This is a genomic window from Leisingera sp. S232, assembly GCF_049800895.1.
GTDB lineage: Bacteria > Pseudomonadota > Alphaproteobacteria > Rhodobacterales > Rhodobacteraceae > Leisingera.
In genome coordinates this window covers 1-19,903 of sequence record NZ_JBNAFX010000052.1, presented here as the reverse complement: position 1 = coordinate 19,903, position 19,903 = coordinate 1, and the positions used below count along the sequence as shown (strand labels likewise).

General features: G+C 61.6%; 16 protein-coding genes. 5 read left to right on the top strand and 11 right to left on the bottom strand.

Going from position 1 to position 19,903, the window contains the following annotated elements; all coding sequences use genetic code 11:
• Window positions 1-352 precede the first annotated feature (352 nt).
• From glyA to ACP151_RS20015, 6 genes are all read right to left on the bottom strand, one after another.
• The gene (gene glyA / locus ACP151_RS20040; protein WP_424980621.1) at window positions 353-1,636 is read right to left on the bottom strand and encodes a serine hydroxymethyltransferase; all 1,284 of its coding nucleotides are present in this window, start codon (window positions 1,634-1,636) and stop codon (window positions 353-355) included.
• Between the two features lie 13 nt (window positions 1,637-1,649).
• Window positions 1,650-4,310 carry a phosphoenolpyruvate carboxylase gene (locus tag ACP151_RS20035; protein WP_424980620.1) on the bottom strand — a complete coding sequence of 887 codons (2,661 nt, stop codon included), beginning with the start codon at window positions 4,308-4,310 and terminating at the stop codon, window positions 1,650-1,652.
• Window positions 4,310-5,281, bottom strand: coding sequence for a 2-hydroxyacid dehydrogenase (locus ACP151_RS20030; protein WP_424980619.1), 972 nt, complete (start codon window positions 5,279-5,281; stop codon window positions 4,310-4,312). Before ACP151_RS20030 ends, ACP151_RS20035 begins: the two co-directional genes overlap by 1 nt.
• A 99-nt stretch (window positions 5,282-5,380) precedes the next feature.
• Complete coding sequence (sucD, locus tag ACP151_RS20025; RefSeq protein ID WP_424980618.1) at window positions 5,381-6,274, bottom strand: succinate--CoA ligase subunit alpha; 894 nt, start codon at window positions 6,272-6,274, stop codon at window positions 5,381-5,383.
• A complete protein-coding gene (locus ACP151_RS20020; protein ID WP_424980617.1) occupies window positions 6,271-7,470 on the bottom strand; it encodes a malate--CoA ligase subunit beta in 1,200 nt (399 codons plus the stop codon). Before ACP151_RS20020 ends, sucD begins: the two co-directional genes overlap by 4 nt.
• Window positions 7,471-7,502: 32 nt before the next feature.
• Window positions 7,503-8,753, bottom strand: a complete 1,251-nt coding sequence (locus tag ACP151_RS20015; protein ID WP_424980616.1) for an aminotransferase — start codon at window positions 8,751-8,753, stop codon at window positions 7,503-7,505.
• A gap of 310 nt (window positions 8,754-9,063) precedes the next feature.
• Between ACP151_RS20015 and ACP151_RS20010 the strand changes: the two genes are divergently transcribed.
• From ACP151_RS20010 to ACP151_RS19995, 4 genes are all read left to right on the top strand, one after another.
• Window positions 9,064-9,678 (top strand): LuxR C-terminal-related transcriptional regulator, encoded by a 615-nt coding sequence (locus tag ACP151_RS20010; RefSeq protein WP_424980615.1) that lies wholly within the window; start codon window positions 9,064-9,066, stop codon window positions 9,676-9,678.
• Window positions 9,679-9,864: 186 nt separating this feature from the next.
• Entirely contained in the window at window positions 9,865-10,842 is a 978-nt protein-coding gene (locus tag ACP151_RS20005) for an HpcH/HpaI aldolase/citrate lyase family protein (protein WP_259957545.1), read from the top strand.
• An 80-nt stretch (window positions 10,843-10,922) separates the two neighbouring features.
• A complete protein-coding gene (locus tag ACP151_RS20000) occupies window positions 10,923-12,182 on the top strand; it encodes a glycerate kinase type-2 family protein (RefSeq protein ID WP_424980614.1) in 1,260 nt (419 codons plus the stop codon).
• 63 nt (window positions 12,183-12,245) lie between these two features.
• Window positions 12,246-12,653, top strand: a complete 408-nt coding sequence (locus tag ACP151_RS19995) for a DUF2306 domain-containing protein (RefSeq protein ID WP_424980613.1) — start codon at window positions 12,246-12,248, stop codon at window positions 12,651-12,653.
• A gap of 6 nt (window positions 12,654-12,659) precedes the next feature.
• Here ACP151_RS19995 and ACP151_RS19990 read toward each other — a convergent pair whose 3' ends face one another.
• Both ACP151_RS19990 and tdm read right to left on the bottom strand, forming a co-directional pair.
• Entirely contained in the window at window positions 12,660-13,076 is a 417-nt protein-coding gene (locus ACP151_RS19990) for a group II truncated hemoglobin (RefSeq protein WP_424980612.1), read from the bottom strand.
• Window positions 13,077-13,105: 29 nt separating this feature from the next.
• Window positions 13,106-15,475 (bottom strand): trimethylamine-oxide aldolase Tdm, encoded by a 2,370-nt coding sequence (gene tdm, locus ACP151_RS19985; RefSeq protein ID WP_424980611.1) that lies wholly within the window; start codon window positions 15,473-15,475, stop codon window positions 13,106-13,108.
• 180 nt (window positions 15,476-15,655) lie between these two features.
• Here tdm and ACP151_RS19980 point away from each other — a divergent pair, with 180 nt between their 5' ends.
• Entirely contained in the window at window positions 15,656-16,501 is an 846-nt protein-coding gene (locus ACP151_RS19980) for an EamA family transporter (RefSeq protein WP_424980610.1), read from the top strand.
• A gap of 189 nt (window positions 16,502-16,690) precedes the next feature.
• On the opposite strand, the gene folD is transcribed toward ACP151_RS19980, so the two are convergent.
• The 3 genes from folD to ACP151_RS19965 all read right to left on the bottom strand — a co-directional run bounded on the left by folD (window position 16,691) and on the right by ACP151_RS19965 (window position 19,900).
• Window positions 16,691-17,581 carry a bifunctional methylenetetrahydrofolate dehydrogenase/methenyltetrahydrofolate cyclohydrolase FolD gene (gene folD, locus ACP151_RS19975; RefSeq protein WP_424978026.1) on the bottom strand — a complete coding sequence of 297 codons (891 nt, stop codon included), beginning with the start codon at window positions 17,579-17,581 and terminating at the stop codon, window positions 16,691-16,693.
• 142 nt (window positions 17,582-17,723) lie between these two features.
• A complete protein-coding gene (locus ACP151_RS19970; RefSeq protein ID WP_424978025.1) occupies window positions 17,724-18,029 on the bottom strand; it encodes a chorismate mutase in 306 nt (101 codons plus the stop codon).
• Window positions 18,030-18,223: 194 nt separating this feature from the next.
• Complete coding sequence (locus ACP151_RS19965; protein ID WP_424978158.1) at window positions 18,224-19,900, bottom strand: formate--tetrahydrofolate ligase; 1,677 nt, start codon at window positions 19,898-19,900, stop codon at window positions 18,224-18,226.
• Between the last annotated feature and the right edge of the window lie 3 nt (window positions 19,901-19,903).

Here is a 19,903-nt window from a genome sequence, read left to right as displayed (position 1 = left end):
ATGGGGCTGGTTAATGATGCGGGCGCATGTGTAATGCGTTGTTAATAAACAAGGTTTCGCAGCGAAACCTCCGGTTGAAGATGGCTGTTTGCAGGCCGCCATACCGGTTGCAGCGTGTTGCCGGGGTCGGGGAGGTCAAATTGGGCGGGGCAATTCGGGGCGGGGCAATTTGGGCCGGTCAGCCCCGTCGGCTCTGCCGCGCCGGAGCTGTCGTGTCATTAGGGCCTACTATTAGGCCCTGTCGCATTGCGGGCCTGCCGGTCTGGGCCTGCTGCCCTCCTGCGCCCTGCCAAAGAAAAACCGCCGCAGGCCAAGGGGCCGCGGCGGTTTGCTGTTTCAGGTCCGGACCGGATCAGAGGTTCGGATACAGCGGGAACTGGCCGCAGAGATCGGCGACTTTGGCGCGCACCGATGCTTCCACATCCGCATTGCCCTCTTCACCGTTGGCCGCCAGCCCGTCGATCACCTCGATGATCAGGTCAGCGATCTGGCGGAACTCCGCCTCGCCAAAGCCGCGGGTGGTGCCGGCAGGCGTGCCCAGACGCAGGCCGGAAGTCACGGTGGGCTTTTCCGGGTCGAACGGGATGCCGTTCTTGTTGGTGGTGATATGGGCGCGTCCCAGCGCCTTGTCGGCGATGTTGCCGGTGACGCCTTTGGGGCGCAGATCGACCAGCATGACATGGGTGTCGGTGCCGCCGGTCACAATGTCCAGCCCGCCCTGGATCAGCTGATCCGCCAGCGCCGCCGCATTGGCCTTGACCTGCTGCTGGTAGGTCTTGAACTCCGGCTTCAGCGCCTCGCCAAAGGCCGCCGCCTTGCCGGCGATCACATGCATCAGCGGGCCGCCCTGGATGCCGGGGAAGATCGCCGAGTTCACTTTCTTGGCGATGGCCTCGTCATTGGTCAGGATCATGCCGCCACGCGGCCCGCGCAGGGTCTTGTGGGTGGTGGTGGTCGCCACATGCGCATGCGGGAACGGCGAGGGGTGCTCGCCGGCCGCAACCAGGCCTGCGAAATGCGCCATATCCACATGCAGGAGGGCGCCGACCTTGTCGGCAATGGCGCGGAACCGGGCAAAGTCGATGACCCGCGGGATCGCCGAGCCGCCGGCGATGATCAGCTTGGGCTGATGCTCCACGGCCAGCGCTTCCAGCTGGTCATAGTCGATCAGATTGTCGTCGCGGCGCACCCCGTAAGAGACCGCGTTGAACCATTTGCCCGACTGGTTGGGGGCGGCGCCGTGGGTCAGGTGGCCGCCAGAGGCCAGATCCATGCCCAGGATGGTGTCGCCGGGCTTCAGCAGCGCCTGGAACACGCCCTGGTTGGCCTGCGAGCCGGAGTTCGGCTGCACATTTGCGTATTCGCAGCCAAACAGCTGCTTGGCGCGGTCGATGGCCAGGTTTTCGGCAACATCAACATACTGGCAACCGCCATAATAGCGGCGTCCCGGATAGCCTTCGGCGTATTTGTTGGTCAGCACGGACCCCTGTGCTTCCATCACCGCGGCAGAGACGATGTTCTCAGAGGCAATCAGCTCGATCTCGTCGCGCTGGCGGCCCAGTTCCGCCGTGATCGACGCATAAAGCTCAGGATCGCGCTCAGACAGCGCTTGGGTGAAAAAGAGATCTTTGGACATTCGGGGCTCCTGTCTATCCAGTCCAGCCAAGGCCCGCGGCGACACAGTTCATCGACTGCATCAGCGGGACCGGCACTGTTGAAGGCTTTTCAGCGCGCTCTTTTCGCAGCAGGCGCACTTGGGTTTTGTGGATTTCGCGCAGCATATGCTCGACCCGGCCAAAGCGGGCACGCAGGCGCGGAAAGCGGTTTGCCAGGCTGCAGTCGCCTGTCAGAAATTCGATGGCATCGCAAGAAAGCTGGTACTCCTTGCGGATTGATCCGAAAATTCGCTCGCGGATTGCAACATCTTGCACCAGGGTCGCATAATCTGCGGCAATGTCCATATCGGCCTGCAGCAGGGTTTTTTCAACCTCATCCACGACCAGGCGAAACAGGGGCGAATTGGCAAACATATCCTGAAGCACTGCATCGCCGCGCGCTCCGCGGAACTTGCGCAAGCTGGCCACGGCAGAACCGAAACCATACCAGCCGGTGATCATGTGCCGGTTCTGCGACCAGGCAAAGACCCAAGGAATTGCCCGCAGATCATCCAGCGAGCCAGCGCCGAAACGGCGGGCCGGTCGCGAGCCGATCTTGAGCCGCGCCAGTTCCTCTACCGGGCTGGCCTGCTGGAAGTAGTCCAGAAAACCGGATGCGTTGAGAAGATTGGAATAGGCCGCCTGCGACATGCCGGCCAGGGCTTCAAAGGCATCGTCGTGTTCGGGGTTTACCGGCGGGCTGTTGTCCTGCAGCGAGTGGCGCAGCACCGAGGACGCCATCAGCTCCAGCTGGTGCAGCGCGGTGCCGCGGTTGGCAAACTTGGAGCTGACAACCTCCCCCTGTTCAGTGATCCGCATCTGACCGGCAATGGTGCCAGCGGGCTGTGCGGCAATGGCGCGTTCCGCTGGGGCGCCGCCACGTGAAACAGAACCGCCGCGTCCGTGAAAGAACACCGGCTGCATCCGATGCGCTGCCAGAGAGCGGGTGATCAGGCGCTGCGCCTTTTCCAGCTCCCAGGTGGAGCACAGGAAACCGCCGTCCTTGTTGCTGTCGGAATAGCCCAGCATTACCTCGATCCGGCTGTCGCCGGATTTCAGCGACCGGCGGGCAAAAGCCACGTCCAGCAGACCATTCAGAATACCTGGAGCGGCGCGCAGATCAGCGATGGTTTCAAACAGCGGCACGACCTTCAGCGCTGCCTTTTCGGCCCCGAAACCAGCATAGCGCGCCAGCAGGTAGACGCCCAGCAGATCATCGGTGGAACGGGTCATCGACAGGATGAATGGCCCCATCGCCAAGGGATCCTCCCCTGCCCCCGCATCGCGCATCAGGCGCAGCAGTTTCAGCACCTCACCGCCCTGCGGGCTCAGCTCATCCGGCATCACATAGGCAAGCGAGGCGCTGCCCAGCTCCCTGCGCAGACGCGCCGACCACGCCGGGCTGCCAAATTCCGGCACATCGCCGGAGCGCGCCCAGATCTCTGTCAGGGTTTCAGTGGTCACAGTGGAATTCTGCCGGACATCCAGCGTCACGGTGCGAAAGCCAAAGACATCGGCCTGCCAGCGGATCGGCCGCACGTAACGCGCAGCCAGGCGGCTGGCGCCGATTTCCTCCAGCGCATCTTCAACCTGGGTCAGGTCGCTGATGAAATCCCCCAGATGCGGATAGGCGCCAGGTTCATTGCCAGCCGTTGCCAGGATCCGGGCCAGGATAGCCGTCAGCGCCTGCCGGAACACCTCGCCCGGGTTGCGTACTGCAAGAGCATTCATGCCAGGGGCCGCTTTGATGATGCCTGCCAGCCGGGCAGCAGCACTGTCCGGCAATGCAAAAACGGCGGCCGAAATCGAAATCCGCTCGGCAGCGGTGGTCAGCGCCTTCTGGTAGCGTTTCAGAATAGCTGCGCGGTTTGCGGACAGCGCGTCTGCGGTCGCTTCGACCGTGACATTCGGATTGCCGTCCCGATCGCCGCCGATCCAGGAGTGGAATTTTAGGCATGGCGCATCCGCTGTGGCCCCCAGCCGCGGTTCGGCGGCAGCGATATAACGTTCAAACAGCTGCGGCACGGCTTCATACAGGCTGTCGCGGAAGAACTGCAGGCCCCATTGGATTTCATCCTGCAGGCTGGGCCGGTCGCGGCGCAGCTCACCCGTCATCCACAAGAGGTCGATTTCCGAGCGCAGGTCCTCCAGCAGATCCGCCCGTTCCCGCGGGGTCCAGCGCTTAGCCTCCAGCGACACCAGCCCCCGGTAGATGCGGCGGTGGATTTCCAGAATGGTGACACGCTTGGCTTCGGTCGGATGCGCGGTCAGGGTCGGGCCGATGGAGAACTGGCCGGCGATCTCCTGCAGCCGCTGAGGCGTTGCCAATTCGCCTGCCAGATCCAGTGCGCGGGCAAAGCTGCCCTCCACCACTTCCGGTCCATCCTGGGTTTCGGCCATGCGCCGGTCACGCATTGCGGCGTTTTCTTCGACGATCTTCAGCAGCTGAAACCAGATATTGAAGGCCTGCATATAGGCGGTCGCAGGCTGGCCATCGGACATGTCCCAGGCAGCCCCGGCCATCGCCCGGCTGGCCACCTGAGGTGCACGCTGGCGCAGAACATCCAGCCACAGGCCATGCAGAACGGAACGCAGCTCTGCAGCATAACCGGTATCAGCGGATCCTGCATGTGTCGTTTCAGCAGGATCGCCCATTACGTCACCCGGTCCCGCGGCTCACGCCCCTCGAAGAAATCATTGAGGTTGTCGAGAACCCGAAAGCCCATGGCCTCGCGCGCCTCGCGGGTGGCGCTGCCCAGATGCGGCAGCATCACCAGGTTTTCGCAGTCCAGAAGATCCGGGTTGATGCGCGGCTCGCCGTCGAACACATCCAGCCCAGCACCTCCGATGGTTTCAAACCACAGGGCGCGGGACAGGGCCAGTTCGTCGATCACCTCACCGCGCGCCGTATTGATAAGGAAGGCGTCCGGCTTCATCAGGTTTAGCATCCGGGTGTTGATCAGATGCCTGTTGGCAGGGCCGCCCGGGCAATGCAGCGAGACAAAGTCGCACTGCGGCATCAGCTCTTCCAGACTGTCGGCCTGGGTCGCGCCGTAGCGGGCCAGAATGTCGGGAGACACGCGCGAGCGGTTCTGCACCACGATTTTCATGCCAAAGCCGTGATGGGCACGCCGCGCCATTTCCTGGCCGATACGGCCAAAGCCGACAATGCCCAGCGTTTTGCCCGAGACTTTGGTGCCGACCAGATGGGTCGGACGCCAGCCGGTCCATTGGCCGGCCCGCAGCTCGCGTTCGCCTTCCCCGGCGCGGCGGGCCACCATCAAAAGCAGTGTCATGGCAATGTCGGCGGTGCATTCGCTCAGCACATCCGGCGTGTTGGTCACGGTCATCCCGTGACCCGCGGCACCATGCATATCGATGTGGGAATAGCCAACACCATAGTTGGCCAGAATACGAGCCTGCGGCCTGGCGATATCAAACGCCCTGGCAGAGATTTTGTCGGTCACAGTCGGCAGCACCGCGTCATAAGACGTCATCGCATCGCGCAGCTCGCCCTCGCTCAGCGGTTTGTCGCCCGTGTTCAGCACGGCATCAAAGGTTTCTGAAAGCTGTGCCTCAACTGCGGCGGGCCAGCGACGGGTCACAAGTACCTTTGGCTTTGCCATGATTTCATCTCCCTGACGTGCTTATGCTTGTTAAATGCGCTCCACCCCCGCCATTGCCCCGGGTCAGGGGTGGAGCGTCGCACCTGATCCAAAGCCGGATCAGGCAGCGTTCTTTTTCATCACGCTGGCGATGGTCTCGCCGATTACGGCGGGGTTTTCGGCAACCGTCACCCCGGCCGCCGAGAGGATCTCTACCTTCTCGGACGCAGATTCGCCGAAGGCCGAGATGATTGCGCCCGCGTGCCCCATGGTGCGGCCTTTGGGTGCGGTCAGACCCGCAACATAGGCCACCACCGGCTTGGTCACGTGGTTCTTGATGTAATCCGCCGCTTCCGCTTCCTGCGGGCCGCCGATTTCACCGATCATCGCGATGACCTCGGTTTCCGGATCCTCCTCGAACCATTCCAGGATGTCCTTGAAGGAAGAGCCGTTGATCGGGTCGCCGCCGATGCCAACTGAGGTGGAAACCCCCAGGCCCAGCTCTTTGAGCTGCGCCGCAGCCTCATAGCCCAGAGTGCCCGAACGGCCGATGATGCCCACGGTGCCCGGCAGGTAGATATGGCCCGGCATGATGCCCAACAGCGCCTTGCCCGGCGAGATGGTGCCCGCGCAGTTGGGGCCGGTCAGGATCATCCGCTTGTCCTTGGGATAGCGGTACATGTAGCGTTTCACGCGGATCATGTCCTGGGCCGGGATACCGTCGGTGATGCAGACGCAGTATTTGATGCCGGCATCCGCTGCTTCCATGATGGAATCGGCTGCAAACGGCGGCGGTACAAACACCAGCGATGAATTGGCGCCGGTGGCCTCGACCGCTTCTTTCACGGTGTTGAAGACCGGCACGCCCTCGACGGTCTCGCCGCCCTTACCCGGAACCACACCGCCCACGACGTTGGTTCCGTATTCGATCATGTCCTTGGTGTGGAACCGGGCGATTTTGCCGGTGATGCCCTGGACGATGACTTTGCTTTCACGATCGAGAAGGATGCTCATTTCACTGCCCTCACACGAGTGTTTTGATCGAGGTCGTTTTTCCACGCACCGACAGCCCGCTCTGCGGCTTCTATCAGCGAGGTTGCGCGGATCAGCGGCAGGCCGCTTTGCGCCAGGATCTTTTGGCCTTCTTCCACGTTGGTGCCGGCCAGACGCACCACCACCGGCACATCGACATCGACTTCCTTCAAGGCCTGGCACACGCCTTCGGCCACCCAGTCGCAGCGGTTGATACCGGCGAAGATGTTGACCAGAACCGCCTGCACATTGCTGTCGGACATCACCAGGCGGAAGGCCTTGGCAACCCGTTCCGGGGTGGCACCGCCGCCGATATCCAGGAAGTTGGCAGGTTCGCCGCCGGCCAGTTTGATGGTGTCCATGGTCGCCATCGCCAGACCTGCGCCATTCACGATGCAGCCGATGTTGCCTTCGAGACCGACATACGACAGGCCACGGTCGGCCGCACGGGCTTCGCGCGGGTCTTCCTGGGACTTGTCGCGCAGCTCAGCGATCTGCGGATGGCGGAACAGGGCATTGTCGTCAAAGGTCATCTTGGCGTCCAGCGCGATGACCCGGTTGTCCGAAGTGACCACCAGCGGGTTGATCTCAACCATGGTGGCGTCCAGTTCGGAAAACGCCTGATAGCAGCCTTTGAGCGTGCGCACCATCTGCTGCGTCATCGCCGGTTCGATGCCCAGCTGGAACGCAATTTCCCGCGCCTGAAAATCCTGCAGGCCCACCGCTGGTTCAACAATCGAGCGCACGATGGACTCGGGGCGTTCGGCAGAGATTTCCTCAATCTCCATGCCGCCTTCGGATGAAGCAACGATCATCACCCGCTGGCTGCTGCGGTCCAGCACAAAGCCCAGATAGATCTCGCGGGCAATCTGAACTGCACCCTCGACATAGACACGGTAGATGCCTTTGCCCTCGGGGCCGGTCTGATGGGTCACCAGTTTCTTGCCGAACAGATTCTCGGTCGCCTCATAGATTTCGGCTTCCGAGTTGCACAGCTTGACGCCGCCCGCCTTGCCGCGGCCGCCTGCGTGAACCTGGGCTTTGACGATCCATTTGTCGCCGCCCAGTTCCCGCGCGCGGTAGGCCGCCTGCTCCGGGCTGTAGGCCAGCGCGCCCGGCGGAACCGTCACGCCGAAGTTGCTCAGAACTTCTTTGGCCTGATACTCGTGGATATCCATGGTCCTCTCCTCCTCATGGATGCGGAAATCTATTACTCAGCCGGTTCAAGCGCCGGTGCGTAATGCGTGTCGAGCAGGGCGTTGATCGCCGCCATGTCGACTTTGGCACCCATGTCGTTCATCGCCTTGCCAAAGCGGTTGACGATGTCGGTGATGGCCGCCGGGGTAATCTGGTTCAGGATGCCGATACGGACCTGAACCGGCTCCGACAGGGTCGGCCAGATGCCGAAACCCACGGCGCGGCAGTTGCCCACCAGTTCCTTTTCGCGGCCGGCCAGATCGCCGGGCAGGTTCAAAACCACCAGGCTGGTCATGTTGCTGGTCACGTCGCAGCCCATTGCGGTCACGGCATCGCGCAGTGCCTTCTCGTGGAAGGCATAATCGCGGGCCTTCTGGGCACGGCCATGCTGCAGGGTGATGCGCAGCGCTTCGTGGAAGGCAGCAACCGCATAGCCCGAGTGGGTGCGATGGTAGGTGCCAGCGGCCACGTCCTGACCGTCCACGATGCCCCAGTGGCGGGCTTCCAGGATCGGGTTGTGGACGTAGGAATGGCAGCCGTTTTCTCGCACGGTCTGGATGTAGCGGTCGGTGAAGGACACCGGCGCATAGGTCAGCGGCAGGCACAGAACGCCCTTCTGCGGGCAGGACGCCCAGCCGGCAACGCCCGGATAATCGTCGATCGAGAAATCTTCGATGCCCAGCGAGGACACCGCGTCGATGAGGCCCATCACGCCGTGTTTCACACATGCGTCCGAGAAGCCCTTCAGGTCGTTGATGCGGCCCGAACCGGTTTCCCAATGCGCCATAAAGGCCCATTTCGGTTTCTTCTCAGCCAGCACCTGCTCGACCAGCTTGCCAGAGACCGACTCGCCGTGCGGCACATCGACCACGGTGACGGACGCAGGCTGCGGGTTCATCGCGTCAGCGGCCAGCTCCTCGCGGGTGGCGGCTTTCATGCGGATGGTCATCGCGTCGATGCCCGAGAAGGTGCCGTTCTGGAAGGCAACCACGGTGTCGCCCGGCAGGATTGCGTTCAGCATGCAATCGAGGCCCGAGAAGCCGGTGCCACCAACGCCGTAGGTGTAGGTGTTGGCAGTGCCCCACAGATCGCGCAGCATCTGCTTGCACTCGATCATGCCGCGCAGCACATCCGCCTGCATGTGGTCCGCCAGGCCGGTGTTGGCAAAGGCCTGCAGCACGCGGGGGTCGGTATTGCCCGGGCCAGGGCCTGCGGCCAGAGTTTCCGGGATTTCCAGGCTGGGGAAGATCGTGGATTCAGTCATCGGGGTTGGACCTCGTTGGTTTCGTGTCGGCGATGTGCCGGAGGTCCCGGGCCTTCTGCGCAGCGTCCTTCACTGCGGGAAGTTTTGTTTCCTGTCGTGCAACATCTGTTAACCCAAGGAAAACCCAGGTCGACAAAAGCCGCAACATTCCTATATCCTGCTTTTGGGTATCTAATTGGATAGTAAAAAACCTACCCATACTGGTAAAAATACCATTGTATACCGAAATACACCCTACCTATTTGGGTAGTTTTCTACAAAGGGACACATAGTGACTCCTATAAGCGACAAAGTTTCCCCGATTTCGGTCATGCTCGCTGACGCAAATCCGCTGGTGTTGTCGGCGATGTCCGAAATCTTTGACAAAGATCCACGATTCTCGCTGGTTGCCACTTCCGCAACCGCCGAAGGCTTCCTCGGGACGGTCATGCGGGTGCCGGTTCAGGTCGGGATCATCGACTGGAACCTGCCTGCGCTTGGCGGCGCCAAGCTGATCGAGGTGCTCCGCGACCAGGCCAACGCCCCGCGGCTGGTGGTCTATGCCGACGAAGGCAGCGACGTGCCGCGCAAGGCGATGACCGCCGGGGCTGCCGGCTTTGCTCCGCGTTCCAGCGCGGTTGAGGGGCTTCTGGACACCTGCATCGCCGTTGCCGAAGGCAAGATGGTTTTTCCCTTCCTTGACGTCCGCGGCCTGCAAGCCGATCCGATCGAGCAGCTGTCGCGGCGCGAACGAACGATGCTGGAGGCGCTGTCCAAGGGGCTCACCAACAAGGAGCTGAGCAAGGAGCTGGGAATCTCGACCAACACGGTGAAATTCCACCTGTCGAACCTGTACGAAAAACTCTCCGTCAAGAACCGAACCCAGGCGATTGCGTTCTACTACGCCAACCGCGCCGCCAAGGGGGATTTCAGCTTTGAGAAATAGCGCCGCTGCCCGGCCCCGCGCCTCGCACGCGTATGCGCGTACGCGTGTACACGCGTGGGCGCGACGCGCGGGCGCGCACCCGCGCGAATGTATTTAAATGAAAACTTTTTTCTTGACAGGAATAACCCTCATGAGGAATGCCTAGAGAGGAGAGGACCAACCCCATACCGAATGAGGAGCGAAACCATGTCGTTTCATACCATCGAACAAGCCCCTGGCCGCCTGAACCGCAGCGAATTGGCGATCCCCGGAAGCCAGCCGCAAATGTTTGAAAAAGCGGCAAAATCTGACGTCGACGTGATCTTTCTGGATCTCGAAGACGCGGTTGCGCCGGACGAAAAAGACCAGGCCCGCAAGAACATCATCGAAGCCCTGAACGACATCGACTGGGGCAACAAATCCATGTCGGTGCGAATCAATGGCCTCGACACCCACTACATGTACCGCGATGTGGTCGATGTTGTTGAACAGGCAGGCGAACGCCTCGACCTGATCATGGTCCCCAAAGTGGGCACCGCAGCCGACGTCTATGCCGTGGACATGCTGGTCACCCAGATCGAAGACGCCAAGGGCCTGAAGAAGCGAATCGGCTTTGAACACATCATCGAGACTGCACTTGGCATGCAGAACGTGAGTGAAATTGCCGCAGCCTCCAAGCGCAATGAATCGCTGCACTTCGGCGTTGCCGACTACGCCGCCTCGACCCGTGCGCGCACCACCATCATCGGCGGTGTGAACCCGGATTACTCGGTGCTGACCGACCCGGCCGCAGACGGTTCGCGCGACGTGCATTGGGGCGACATGTGGCACTATGCGCTGGCCCGCATGGTGGTGGCTGCCCGCGCCAACGGCCTGCGCCCGATCGACGGCCCGTTCGGCGATTTCCAGGACAAGGAAGGCTACAAGGCCGCCGCCAAGCGTGCCGCGGTTCTGGGCTGCGAAGGCAAATGGGCCATCCACCCCAGCCAGATCGAGCTGGCCAACGAAGTGATGTCGCCGTCTGACGCGGAAATCACCAAGGCGCACCGCATTCTGGAAGCCATGGCCGAAGCCGAAGCCGCAGGCAAAGGCGCGGTGTCGCTGGACGGCCGCCTGATTGACTATGCTTCGATCCGTCAGGCAGAAGTGCTGGTGGAAAAAGCCAAGCAGATCGCCGGCAACTAAGCCGCTGATCCTGTTCAAGACCTTCCGCCGTCCCGGCGTTGTCCGGGGCGGCTGAATGCCGCTATGCCAGGGAGATGCTGATGACCGGATTATTGCCGACCGCCAAGGCTTTGTTTCAGGCCGCTGTCGACCGCGCTGATCCTGCCAAGGCCCTGCGCGCCCAGCTGTCCGCCGTACCTCTTGCGCCCCTGCCAGATGGCGGCCGAAATGTTTTGCTGGCCGTGGGCAAGGCAGCAGTCCCGATGATGCGCGAGGCATTGCAGCTGATCCCTGATGCGACGTCAGCTCTGGCCATCACAAACCCCGAAAATCACAGAGAAATTCCTGGCGCTACCGTCCTTTGCGGCAGCCATCCGGTACCGGACGAAAAGAGCGCCCTGGCTGGTCGGGCCGCCATAGAACTGGCTCGTTCCCTTGGCCCGGATGACCGGCTGATCGCGCTGATTTCCGGCGGCGGCTCGGCCCTGATGGTGGCCCCTGCCCCCGGCCTCGCACTCGCCGACAAGGCCGCCGTCAACGCGCGACTGCTCGCCTCGGGCCTGGGGATCAACGAGATGAACCTGATCCGTCAGCAGCTGTCTGACACCAAGGGCGGCGGCTTGCTCTGGCATGCAGCGCCCGCGCAGGTGCAGGCTTTTATCCTGTCCGACGTGATCGGCGACGATCTGCGCGCCATTGCGTCCGGCCCCACCGTAGCCCCTATCGGCACAGGTGCAGAAGCCCGCGAGATCATGCAGCGTGCAGGCCTATGGGACGGCGCGCCTGAGGCCGTCAGAAGCCATCTCAGCACTGCTGAGACCGCAAAAGAAACCCCGCCTTCGGCCAGCAACACATTGATCGGCTCAAACCGTCACAGTCTTAAGGCCATGATGGCTGCAGCGGCAGGGGACTGGACTGCGAAACTGGTTTCCCACCGGTTGGTGGGTGATGTTTCCGAAGCCGCAGAAACCGTTGTCAAAGCGGCTGAATCCGCCCCCTTGACCATGCCGGTTGCACTGATCTTCGGTGGTGAAACAACCGTTCAGCTCACGGGCTCCGGCCTTGGCGGTCGCAATCAGGAGCTCGCCCTGCGCGTGGCCAAACTGGGCGCTGAACGTCTCAGCGGTGACTGGCTGTTCCTGTCCGGCGGCACGGATGGCCGCGACGGCCCAACCGATGCCGCAGGCGGTATCGCCACCCCAGAGACCTGGGCCGCCATCAGGGCCGCCGGTCATGACCCGGACGCGCTGCTTGCCAACAATGACAGCTACGCCGCTCTGAAAGCTGCTGATGCGCTGCTGATGACCGGCGGCACAGGCACCAATGTCGCCGATGTGCAGGTCTTCCTGAGACGGCCTTGACTCGCAGCAGCGACTTGCGTTTTTTAAGCTGACTTTTTCAAGAATTTTCCAAGCGGTGTCCGCATGATACAATTTGATCCTGGTAGTCTGCTCTCAGAGCCCTTTCCGGTTCCGCCACATGCGATATTGGCCATAGTTGCGCTCGGCATCGGGGCAGTTCAGTTGTTTGCCCGAAAAGGCACAACCCAGCATCGGTTTCTAGGCTATGTATGGACTGGCTGTATGGCGTTCGTCGCGTTGACCAGCCTGTTCATTCACGAAATCCGCGTGATGGGACCATTTTCGCCCATTCATCTGCTGTCCTTGTTTGTACTGGTCGCGTTACTGGTTTCAATCCGCGCCGCCCGGCGCAACAATTTGGAACGCCACAGAAAAGGTATGGTTTACATGTATGTACTGGGGCTGCTTTTGACGGGCGCTTTTACCCTGCTGCCCGGACGCGCAATGCACACGGTATTCTTCGGGAGTTAGAACCGGTCACACTGAGGCACGCGCCTCCCCCCATTCGGCCAGATCATTCACCAGCATCAGCGCCACCCGGCGGAACACCTGGCGCAGCCGCTCCACATGCGGCCCCTCCAGCGACACATCCGCCAGCGCCTGATCCATGCATTTCAGCCAGTTCTCGGCGTCTTCTTCTGTGATCGGCACATGGGCATGCATCAGTTTCACGTCCATATGCCCATGTTTTTCCTCATAGTACCGGCGCCCGCCCATGAAGCCGGACAGGAAATTGAACTGTTCGATCCGGGCGTGGTCCATGCCATGCCCGCGCTTATGCAGCTTGACGATCTGCGCGCCGGCCTCGGTGTCCTCGACAAGATCATAGAACTGCTCGACCAGCTTGCGCAGCACCTCCTCGCCGCCAATCTGCTCAATCAGCTTCTGAACCATGTTCCCTCCCTGCTCCCAAACGGCCGCCCTCAGGACTGAGGCCGGGTCTTTTTGGGATCATAATGGGCAAAGGGTACGATTTTGGCGGGCAGCCGTTTTTGATGTCCGTCAAGTTTACCGATTTCCACCTCTGTTCCGAGTTCCGAACAGGACACATCCACCCGCGCCAGCGCGATGTTCTTGCCCAGCAGCGGTGAACGCATGGAGGAGGTCACCTCGCCAATCTGCGCGCGGCCAATGTGGACGCAATCGCCGTGGCCCACGTCGATCGCCGAGTCGATGTCCAGCCCGACCAGCTTGCGGGCAGGGGTTGTCTTGCGCCGGATCAGCGCGTCGCGGCCGATGAAATCATCCTCTTTCGACTTCAGCGGCACGGTAAAGCCGATGCCTGCCTCAAACGGGTCTGTCTGATCGCTGAAGTCATAGCCCGCAAAGATCAGCCCGGCCTCGATCCGCACCATATCCAGCGCTTCCAGCCCCATCGGGCGGATGCCATGCGCCTGCCCGGCCTCCCAGACCGCATCAAAGACTTCGCCGGCGTGTTTTGGATGGCAGAAGATCTCATAGCCCAGCTCGCCGGTGTAGCCAGTCCGCGACACCACCACCGGCACACCCTGGTCATCACCGATACGTGCAGGCGTGAAGCGGAACCAGCCCAGCTCCTCCAGCGTCGGGTTGTGCGGCATGGTCCAGATAATCTTTTTCAGCAGATCCCGGCTTTCGGGGCCTTGCACGGCGATATTGTGCTGCATATCGGTGGACGAGCGCACCAGCACGTTCAGGCCCAGCTTTTCCGCCTGCTCACGGATCCATTCGCCGCCGTAATCCGAGCCGCCGATCCAGCGGAAATTGTCCTTGCCCAGCCGGAACACGGTGCCATCGTCGATCATGCCGCCATGCGGGTAGCACATCGCGGTATAGACCACCTGCCCCACCGCCAGTTTCTTGATATTGCGGGTAAAGATATACTGGCACAGCGCCTCGGCATCCGGCCCGGTAATCTCAAACTTGCGCAGCGCCGTGAGATCCAGAACAATGCATTTTTCACGGCAGGCCCAGTATTCCTCCAGCGGCCCCGACTCTGCATAGCAATTGGCCAGCCAATAGCCGTTATATTCAATGAAATTGCGGGTCATTTTGCTGAAACGGTCGTGGAAACCGGTTTCCTTGGTCATCTTGGGCTCCGATTCAGGGGTCGCGCGGAACGCGATCGCCCGCTTGAAGGTCTCTGATCCGCTGTAAGTGCGGACGTGAATGTCGGTTGGGTTCCAGCCGTTAGCCGCGCTGGTGTCATCCGGACAGGCAGAGGTGACGCAGACCAGATCGGTCAATGCGCGCAGCAGCACGTAGTCTCCGGGCCGGGTCCAGGGCTCATCCGCGTACATGACACCGTGCTCGTCCAGGCCGGTGTTGAAGAAGAAATTGATCGCCATCCAGCCGGGCCGCGGCGTCACGCCATGCTGTGCCAGCGCGCCGTTGAAATTGTCCGAACAGTTCACATGGCCGGGATAGCCGATGTCATCATAGTATTTCGCGGCACAAGCCAGGGCAAAGGCGTCGTGGCGCCCGACCGTATCCTGCACCACTTCGACCAGCGGCAGCATATCCTGATCGTAGTATTTCGCGTGCAGCCCCGGCATCGGATAGGCATGCCCCATCAGCGTCCTTGTGGTGGTCACATCCAGCGCGTGTTCAATCCCCTTGTCCAGTTTGCGGGCCGCAAAACACTGGAAGTCGGTGCACTGGCGACCGTCCACATCAAGAATCTGGATATAGTCGCCAGCCTTCACAAAGTAACTCTCGGCGGTGGCGCTGTGCACCCGCACTTCACTGACCGGATCGGCCAGCGGATCGGGCAGTTCAAACCGTGCCACCTGCTTGATCACCGCGCGTTTGACCATGACAGTCAGTGCAGTCGCTGTGTCCTGTTTTTCAAAATCCATGATGCCGCCAGGCGCCGCGATGATCACCACCCCGTCGCGCTGCACGGAAAAGCTTTCCTCGGTCTTGGCAGGCGTCGTGCTGTCAAAGACCCGCACCGCGCCGCCCTGTGCCAGATCAATGCCGCGCGCCTCCAGCCCCATCCGCAAACCGCGCAAGGACTGGTCCGAGGAGGTCAGCAACGCCTTCAGCCCGCCAGCGTCGCTATTGGCTGCCGCGCCGATGATCCCGGCATCAATACGCCCCCTGCCTTCTGCGGCGATGATCTCGCAGGGTTGCCCGCCTTCATCATTTATCACTGTCATCTGGTCGCCGGTTTCCACCCGGACCAAGACCGCGCCACAGCCCTCAACCACGTAACGTTCGGTCCCTTTTGGCAAAGAAAACACCGATGGCTGATACAGGCCGGACGGTTTGGGAGGCCCCTTGATTATGTCAGGGAAGCTCATGTCATTCATCGCGCATCTCCTGTTGGACTCTCGCTAAATGTTGCACGGTCGGAATATTTATTTATTGTAAATAATATTCCCTTCCCCCAATCTAATCAACAAACATGTTGATTTCCTGCAGAAAAACCGCCCATGCCCGATAAGCGGCATTTTCCTCCAGGTGAATGCCGCAAACAAAAGGAACAGACATTGCACGCACTGATTTTAGGCCTCGCAGCAGCTCTTTCCTGGGGCGTTCATGACCTGTGCGTGCGGTTTGTTTCACAGCGGACAGGCATTATTCCCGCCCTGTTCACCGCCCTGTTCACCGGATCGATTCTCGTTGGCGCTGCTGCTCTGATCTGGGGTGACTGGGACGGTATGACAGGTCCTGCCTTTGGCCTGTCCCTGCTATCGGGCGTCTTCTTTGCCGCTGCCGGTTATGCGCTTTACCGGGCTTTCTCGATTGGCCCGGTTAAGCTGGTCGCCCCTCTGATCGGCTCCTACCCCATTCTTTCAATCGCAATGGCGCTGTTTCAGGATCAGCCTGTCTCAGCCCTGAATTGGTTTGCAGTGCTTCTGGTCGTCGCCGGAGCAGGCTGTGTCGCCGTTTTTGCTGCCAAAGAGGAAGACGTGCATCAGAATGCGCTCACTGCCATTGCCTGGAGCCTTGCTGCAGCCTTTGGATTTGCCCTGACCTTTGCAGTGGGGCAATCCGCCACACAGGCAGGGGCAGAGTTGCCGGTGCTCATCGTCACCCGTGCTGCCGCGCTGCTGGCGACCGGTCTATATGCGGTCTTCAGGCGGATCGTGCCTCTGCCGCCGATGGACATGCTGCCTGCCTTGTGCCTGATGGGTGCCCTGGATGCACTTGCACTGGGGCTTGTTCTCATCGCCGGCACGCTGCCCCGGCCCGAATTTGCCTCTGTCACCTCGTCCTTGTTCGGGCTGATCACTGTCGTTCTCGCCTGGCTTTTCCTGCGTGAACGCATGACACGGCTCCAGTGGCTCAGCGTCGTTGTCACCTTTTGCGGGATCGCCTGCCTGGGCCTTTAGACGGATGATGCAAAAAACCCGCCGGAGTGGCTCTGGCGGGAGTATCTGTGGTCCCTGTCTCCGCTTAACCCAGGCTTTCATCTATCCAAAAATACTCCCGCCCGCTGCCCGTCAGGCGGCTTTGCCGCTGAGAGGGGAGGCGATGCGGCGGGAGTATCTGTTTCAGCTGTTGCGGTTCTGCGGTGCCGTTCAGGCCGTGAGGCCTTCTGGCTCGGGGAGGTTGTTGGCGCGGCAGCAGGCGGTGACGGTGTTGGCCAGGAGACACGCAATGGTCATCGGGCCGACGCCGCCGGGAACCGGGGTGATGGCGCCGGCGCGCTCCGCGGCAGAGGCAAAATCAACGTCGCCGACCAGCTTGTTCTTGCCGTCCCGCTCAATGCGGTTGATGCCCACGTCGATGACGGTGGCGCCTTCCTTGATCCAGTCGCCCGGCACCATTTCCGGACGCCCCACGGCTGCCACCACGATGTCGGCGCGGCGCACCACATCGGGCAGGTCCTTGGTGCGGCTGTGCGCGATGGTCACGGTGCAGCTGTCGCCCAGCAGCAATTGCGCCATCGGCTTGCCAACGATGTTGGAGCGGCCGATCACAACCGCATCCATGCCCGACAGGCTGCCATGGTGGTCGCGCAGCATCATCAGGCAGCCCAGCGGCGTGCAGGGCACCATCGATTTCTGACCGGTGCCCAGAAGGCCCACATTGGAGATGTGGAAACCGTCCACGTCTTTTTCCGGCGCGATCGAGTTGATGATCAGATCTTCGTCCAGATGCCCCGGCAGCGGCAGCTGCACCAGGATGCCATGGATCGCCGGGTCGTTGTTCAGCTGCTCGACCACGGCCAGCAGATCCGCCTCGGAGGTCTCTGCGTCCAGCTTGTGCTCCACCGAGTTCATGCCGACCTCGACGGTCTGCTTGCCCTTGGAGCGCACATAGACCTGGGAGGCGGGGTCTTCGCCGACCAGAACCACCGCCAGGCCGGGGGTGATGCCGTTTTCCTCTTTCAGCCGCGTCACATGTTCGGCCACCTGGCCGCGCACCTTGGCCGCAAAGGCCTTGCCGTCAATCAGAGTTGCTGCCATTTGATCTCTTCCTTTTGCCGCAGGCCTCCGGCCCGTCTATTCACTTCAGTTGGTCGCGATGCCCGAGCCGCAGGTGGCCCTGCTCAGCATCACACACCTAAGTTGGTCGCGATGCCCGAGCCGCAGGTGGCCCTGCTCAGCATCACTCCTCCCGGATCACCCGCGCCTCGCGGGCAATCGACCAATCCACCAGCTGCCGCCACAGGGCTTCGATCAGATCGGGGTCCAGCCCCTCTCCTGCTGCCACGGCGCGGGCGTTCATGACCACTTCCTCGACCCGCTCCGGGATCCGCGCCGGCCAGCCGCTGAGCTGCTTCAGCGCAATCGCCCGGTCGATATACCCCGCCCGGACGGCCAGACGTTGCACCAGCTCACAATCGAGCCTGTCAATTTCCGCGCGCAGCGCCTCCATCGAGAAGCAATCTTCTGGCGGTGTCAGTTTGGTCATATGTCAGAGCCTCGGCTTTCATTGCTTTGGGCCAAATGAGGCTCTGACCATTCTCAGTGGTCGCGCACTTCCTTCCAAAACCCGGTTCCCGTCTTCGTCCCCTCGGACCAGTGGCGGTGCCTCAGACTTCGGATTGCGCTTGAAACTCTTGCGGCCCGGGGTCTCCCCGGGCCGCAAAAAGCGCATTTTGCGTCTTAGAACAAGCCTTCGATCTGGCCGTCGTCATTGAGGCAGATGGTTTCCGCTGCCGGTTTGCGCGGCAGGCCCGGCATGGTCATGATCTCGCCGCAGACCGCAACGATGAAGCCCGCGCCCGCAGACAGGCGGACTTCCCGCACCGGCACCGAATGGCCGGTGGGCGCGCCGCGCAAGCTGGGATCGGTCGAGAAGGAGTATTGGGTTTTCGCCATGCAGACCGGCAGGTTGCCGTAGCCTGCGTCTTCCCATTCCTTCAGCTGGTTGCGGATCTTGTTGTCCGCCAGCACCTCGTCAGCGCGGTAGATGCGCTTGGCGATGGTTTCGATCTTCTCAAACAGCGGCATCTCATCCGGGTAGATCGGCGCAAAGTTGGCAGTGCCGCCTTCGACGATCTCAACCACTTTCTCGGCCAGCGGCGCAGAGCCCTCGGAGCCCAGCTCCCAGTGGCGCGACAGAACCGCCTCGACACCATGCTCGGCGCAGTAGTCCTTGACCGCCTGCACTTCGGCATCGGTGTCGGTCACGAAGTGGTTGATGCCCACAACAACCGGCACGCCAAAGGATTTGACGTTCTCGATGTGGCGGCCGAGGTTGGCACAGCCGTTGGAGACCGCCTCGACGTTTTCCGCACCCAGGTCGGCCTTGGCCACGCCGCCGTTCATCTTCATCGCGCGCACGGTGGCAACCAGCACAACCGCGGACGGTGCGATGCCTGCCTTGCGGCATTTGATGTTCATGAACTTCTCGGCGCCGAGGTCGGCACCAAAGCCTGCTTCGGTCACGACGTAGTCGGCAACCTTCAGCGCGGTCTTGGTGGCAATGACCGAGTTACAGCCATGTGCGATATTGGCGAAGGGGCCGCCGTGCACGAAGGCCGGGTTGTTTTCCAGGGTCTGCACCAGGTTCGGCTGCATCGCGTCTTTCAGCAGAACGGTCATCGCGCCCTCTGCCTTGATGTCGCGGCAATAGACCGGGGTCTTGTCGCGGCGGTAGGCCACGATGATGTCGCCCAGGCGCTTTTCCAGATCCTTGAGGTCGTTCGCCAGGCACAGGATCGCCATCACTTCGGACGCCACGGTGATGTCAAAGCCTGCTTCGCGCGGGAAACCGTTGGACACACCGCCCAAAGACGCGGTGATGGTGCGGAGCGCCCGGTCGTTCATGTCGACCACCCGGCGCCATGCAACCCGGCGCACGTCGATGTCGCATTCGTTGCCCCAGTAGATGTGGTTGTCGATCATGGCCGACAGCAGCGAGTGGGCCGAGGTGATGGCGTGGAAATCGCCGGTGAAGTGGAGGTTCATCTCCTCCATCGGCACGACCTGTGCATAGCCGCCGCCTGCAGCGCCGCCCTTCATGCCGAAGTTCGGGCCCAAGGACGCTTCGCGGATACAGATCATCGCGTTCTTGCCGATCCGGTTCAGACCGTCGCCCAGACCCACGGTGGTGGTGGTCTTGCCTTCACCTGCCGGCGTCGGGTTGATCGCAGTCACCAGGATCAGCTTGCCGTCTGCCTTGTCCTGAACAGAGTTGATGAAAGACTGGCTGACTTTCGCCTTGTCGTGCCCATAGGGCAGCAGATCGCTGTCCGAAATACCGATCTTCGCACCAATCTCCTGGATCGGCTTCTTCTGCGCTTCACGCGCAATCTCGATGTCACTCTTGTAGCTCATGGC

Excerpts from the sequence above, each read along its gene's own strand:
- ACP151_RS20030 (WP_424980619.1), bottom strand. The coding sequence starts at position 5,281 with ATGGCAAAGCCAAAGGTACTTGTGACCCGTCGCTGGCCCGCCGCAGTT.
- glyA (WP_424980621.1), bottom strand. The coding sequence starts at position 1,636 with ATGTCCAAAGATCTCTTTTTCACCCAAGCGCTGTCTGAGCGCGATCCT.
- ACP151_RS20015 (WP_424980616.1), bottom strand. The coding sequence starts at position 8,753 with ATGACTGAATCCACGATCTTCCCCAGCCTGGAAATCCCGGAAACTCTG.
- ACP151_RS20010 (WP_424980615.1), top strand. The coding sequence starts at position 9,064 with ATGCTCGCTGACGCAAATCCGCTGGTGTTGTCGGCGATGTCCGAAATC.
- ACP151_RS19965 (WP_424978158.1), bottom strand. The coding sequence starts at position 19,900 with ATGAGCTACAAGAGTGACATCGAGATTGCGCGTGAAGCGCAGAAGAAG.
- ACP151_RS20000 (WP_424980614.1), top strand. The coding sequence starts at position 10,923 with ATGACCGGATTATTGCCGACCGCCAAGGCTTTGTTTCAGGCCGCTGTC.
- ACP151_RS20005 (WP_259957545.1), top strand. The coding sequence starts at position 9,865 with ATGTCGTTTCATACCATCGAACAAGCCCCTGGCCGCCTGAACCGCAGC.
- ACP151_RS20020 (WP_424980617.1), bottom strand. The coding sequence starts at position 7,470 with ATGGATATCCACGAGTATCAGGCCAAAGAAGTTCTGAGCAACTTCGGC.
- sucD (WP_424980618.1), bottom strand. The coding sequence starts at position 6,274 with ATGAGCATCCTTCTCGATCGTGAAAGCAAAGTCATCGTCCAGGGCATC.
- ACP151_RS19970 (WP_424978025.1), bottom strand. The coding sequence starts at position 18,029 with ATGACCAAACTGACACCGCCAGAAGATTGCTTCTCGATGGAGGCGCTG.
- ACP151_RS19995 (WP_424980613.1), top strand. The coding sequence starts at position 12,246 with ATGATACAATTTGATCCTGGTAGTCTGCTCTCAGAGCCCTTTCCGGTT.
- folD (WP_424978026.1), bottom strand. The coding sequence starts at position 17,581 with ATGGCAGCAACTCTGATTGACGGCAAGGCCTTTGCGGCCAAGGTGCGC.
- ACP151_RS20035 (WP_424980620.1), bottom strand. The coding sequence starts at position 4,310 with ATGGGCGATCCTGCTGAAACGACACATGCAGGATCCGCTGATACCGGT.
- ACP151_RS19990 (WP_424980612.1), bottom strand. The coding sequence starts at position 13,076 with ATGGTTCAGAAGCTGATTGAGCAGATTGGCGGCGAGGAGGTGCTGCGC.
- tdm (WP_424980611.1), bottom strand. The coding sequence starts at position 15,475 with ATGAATGACATGAGCTTCCCTGACATAATCAAGGGGCCTCCCAAACCG.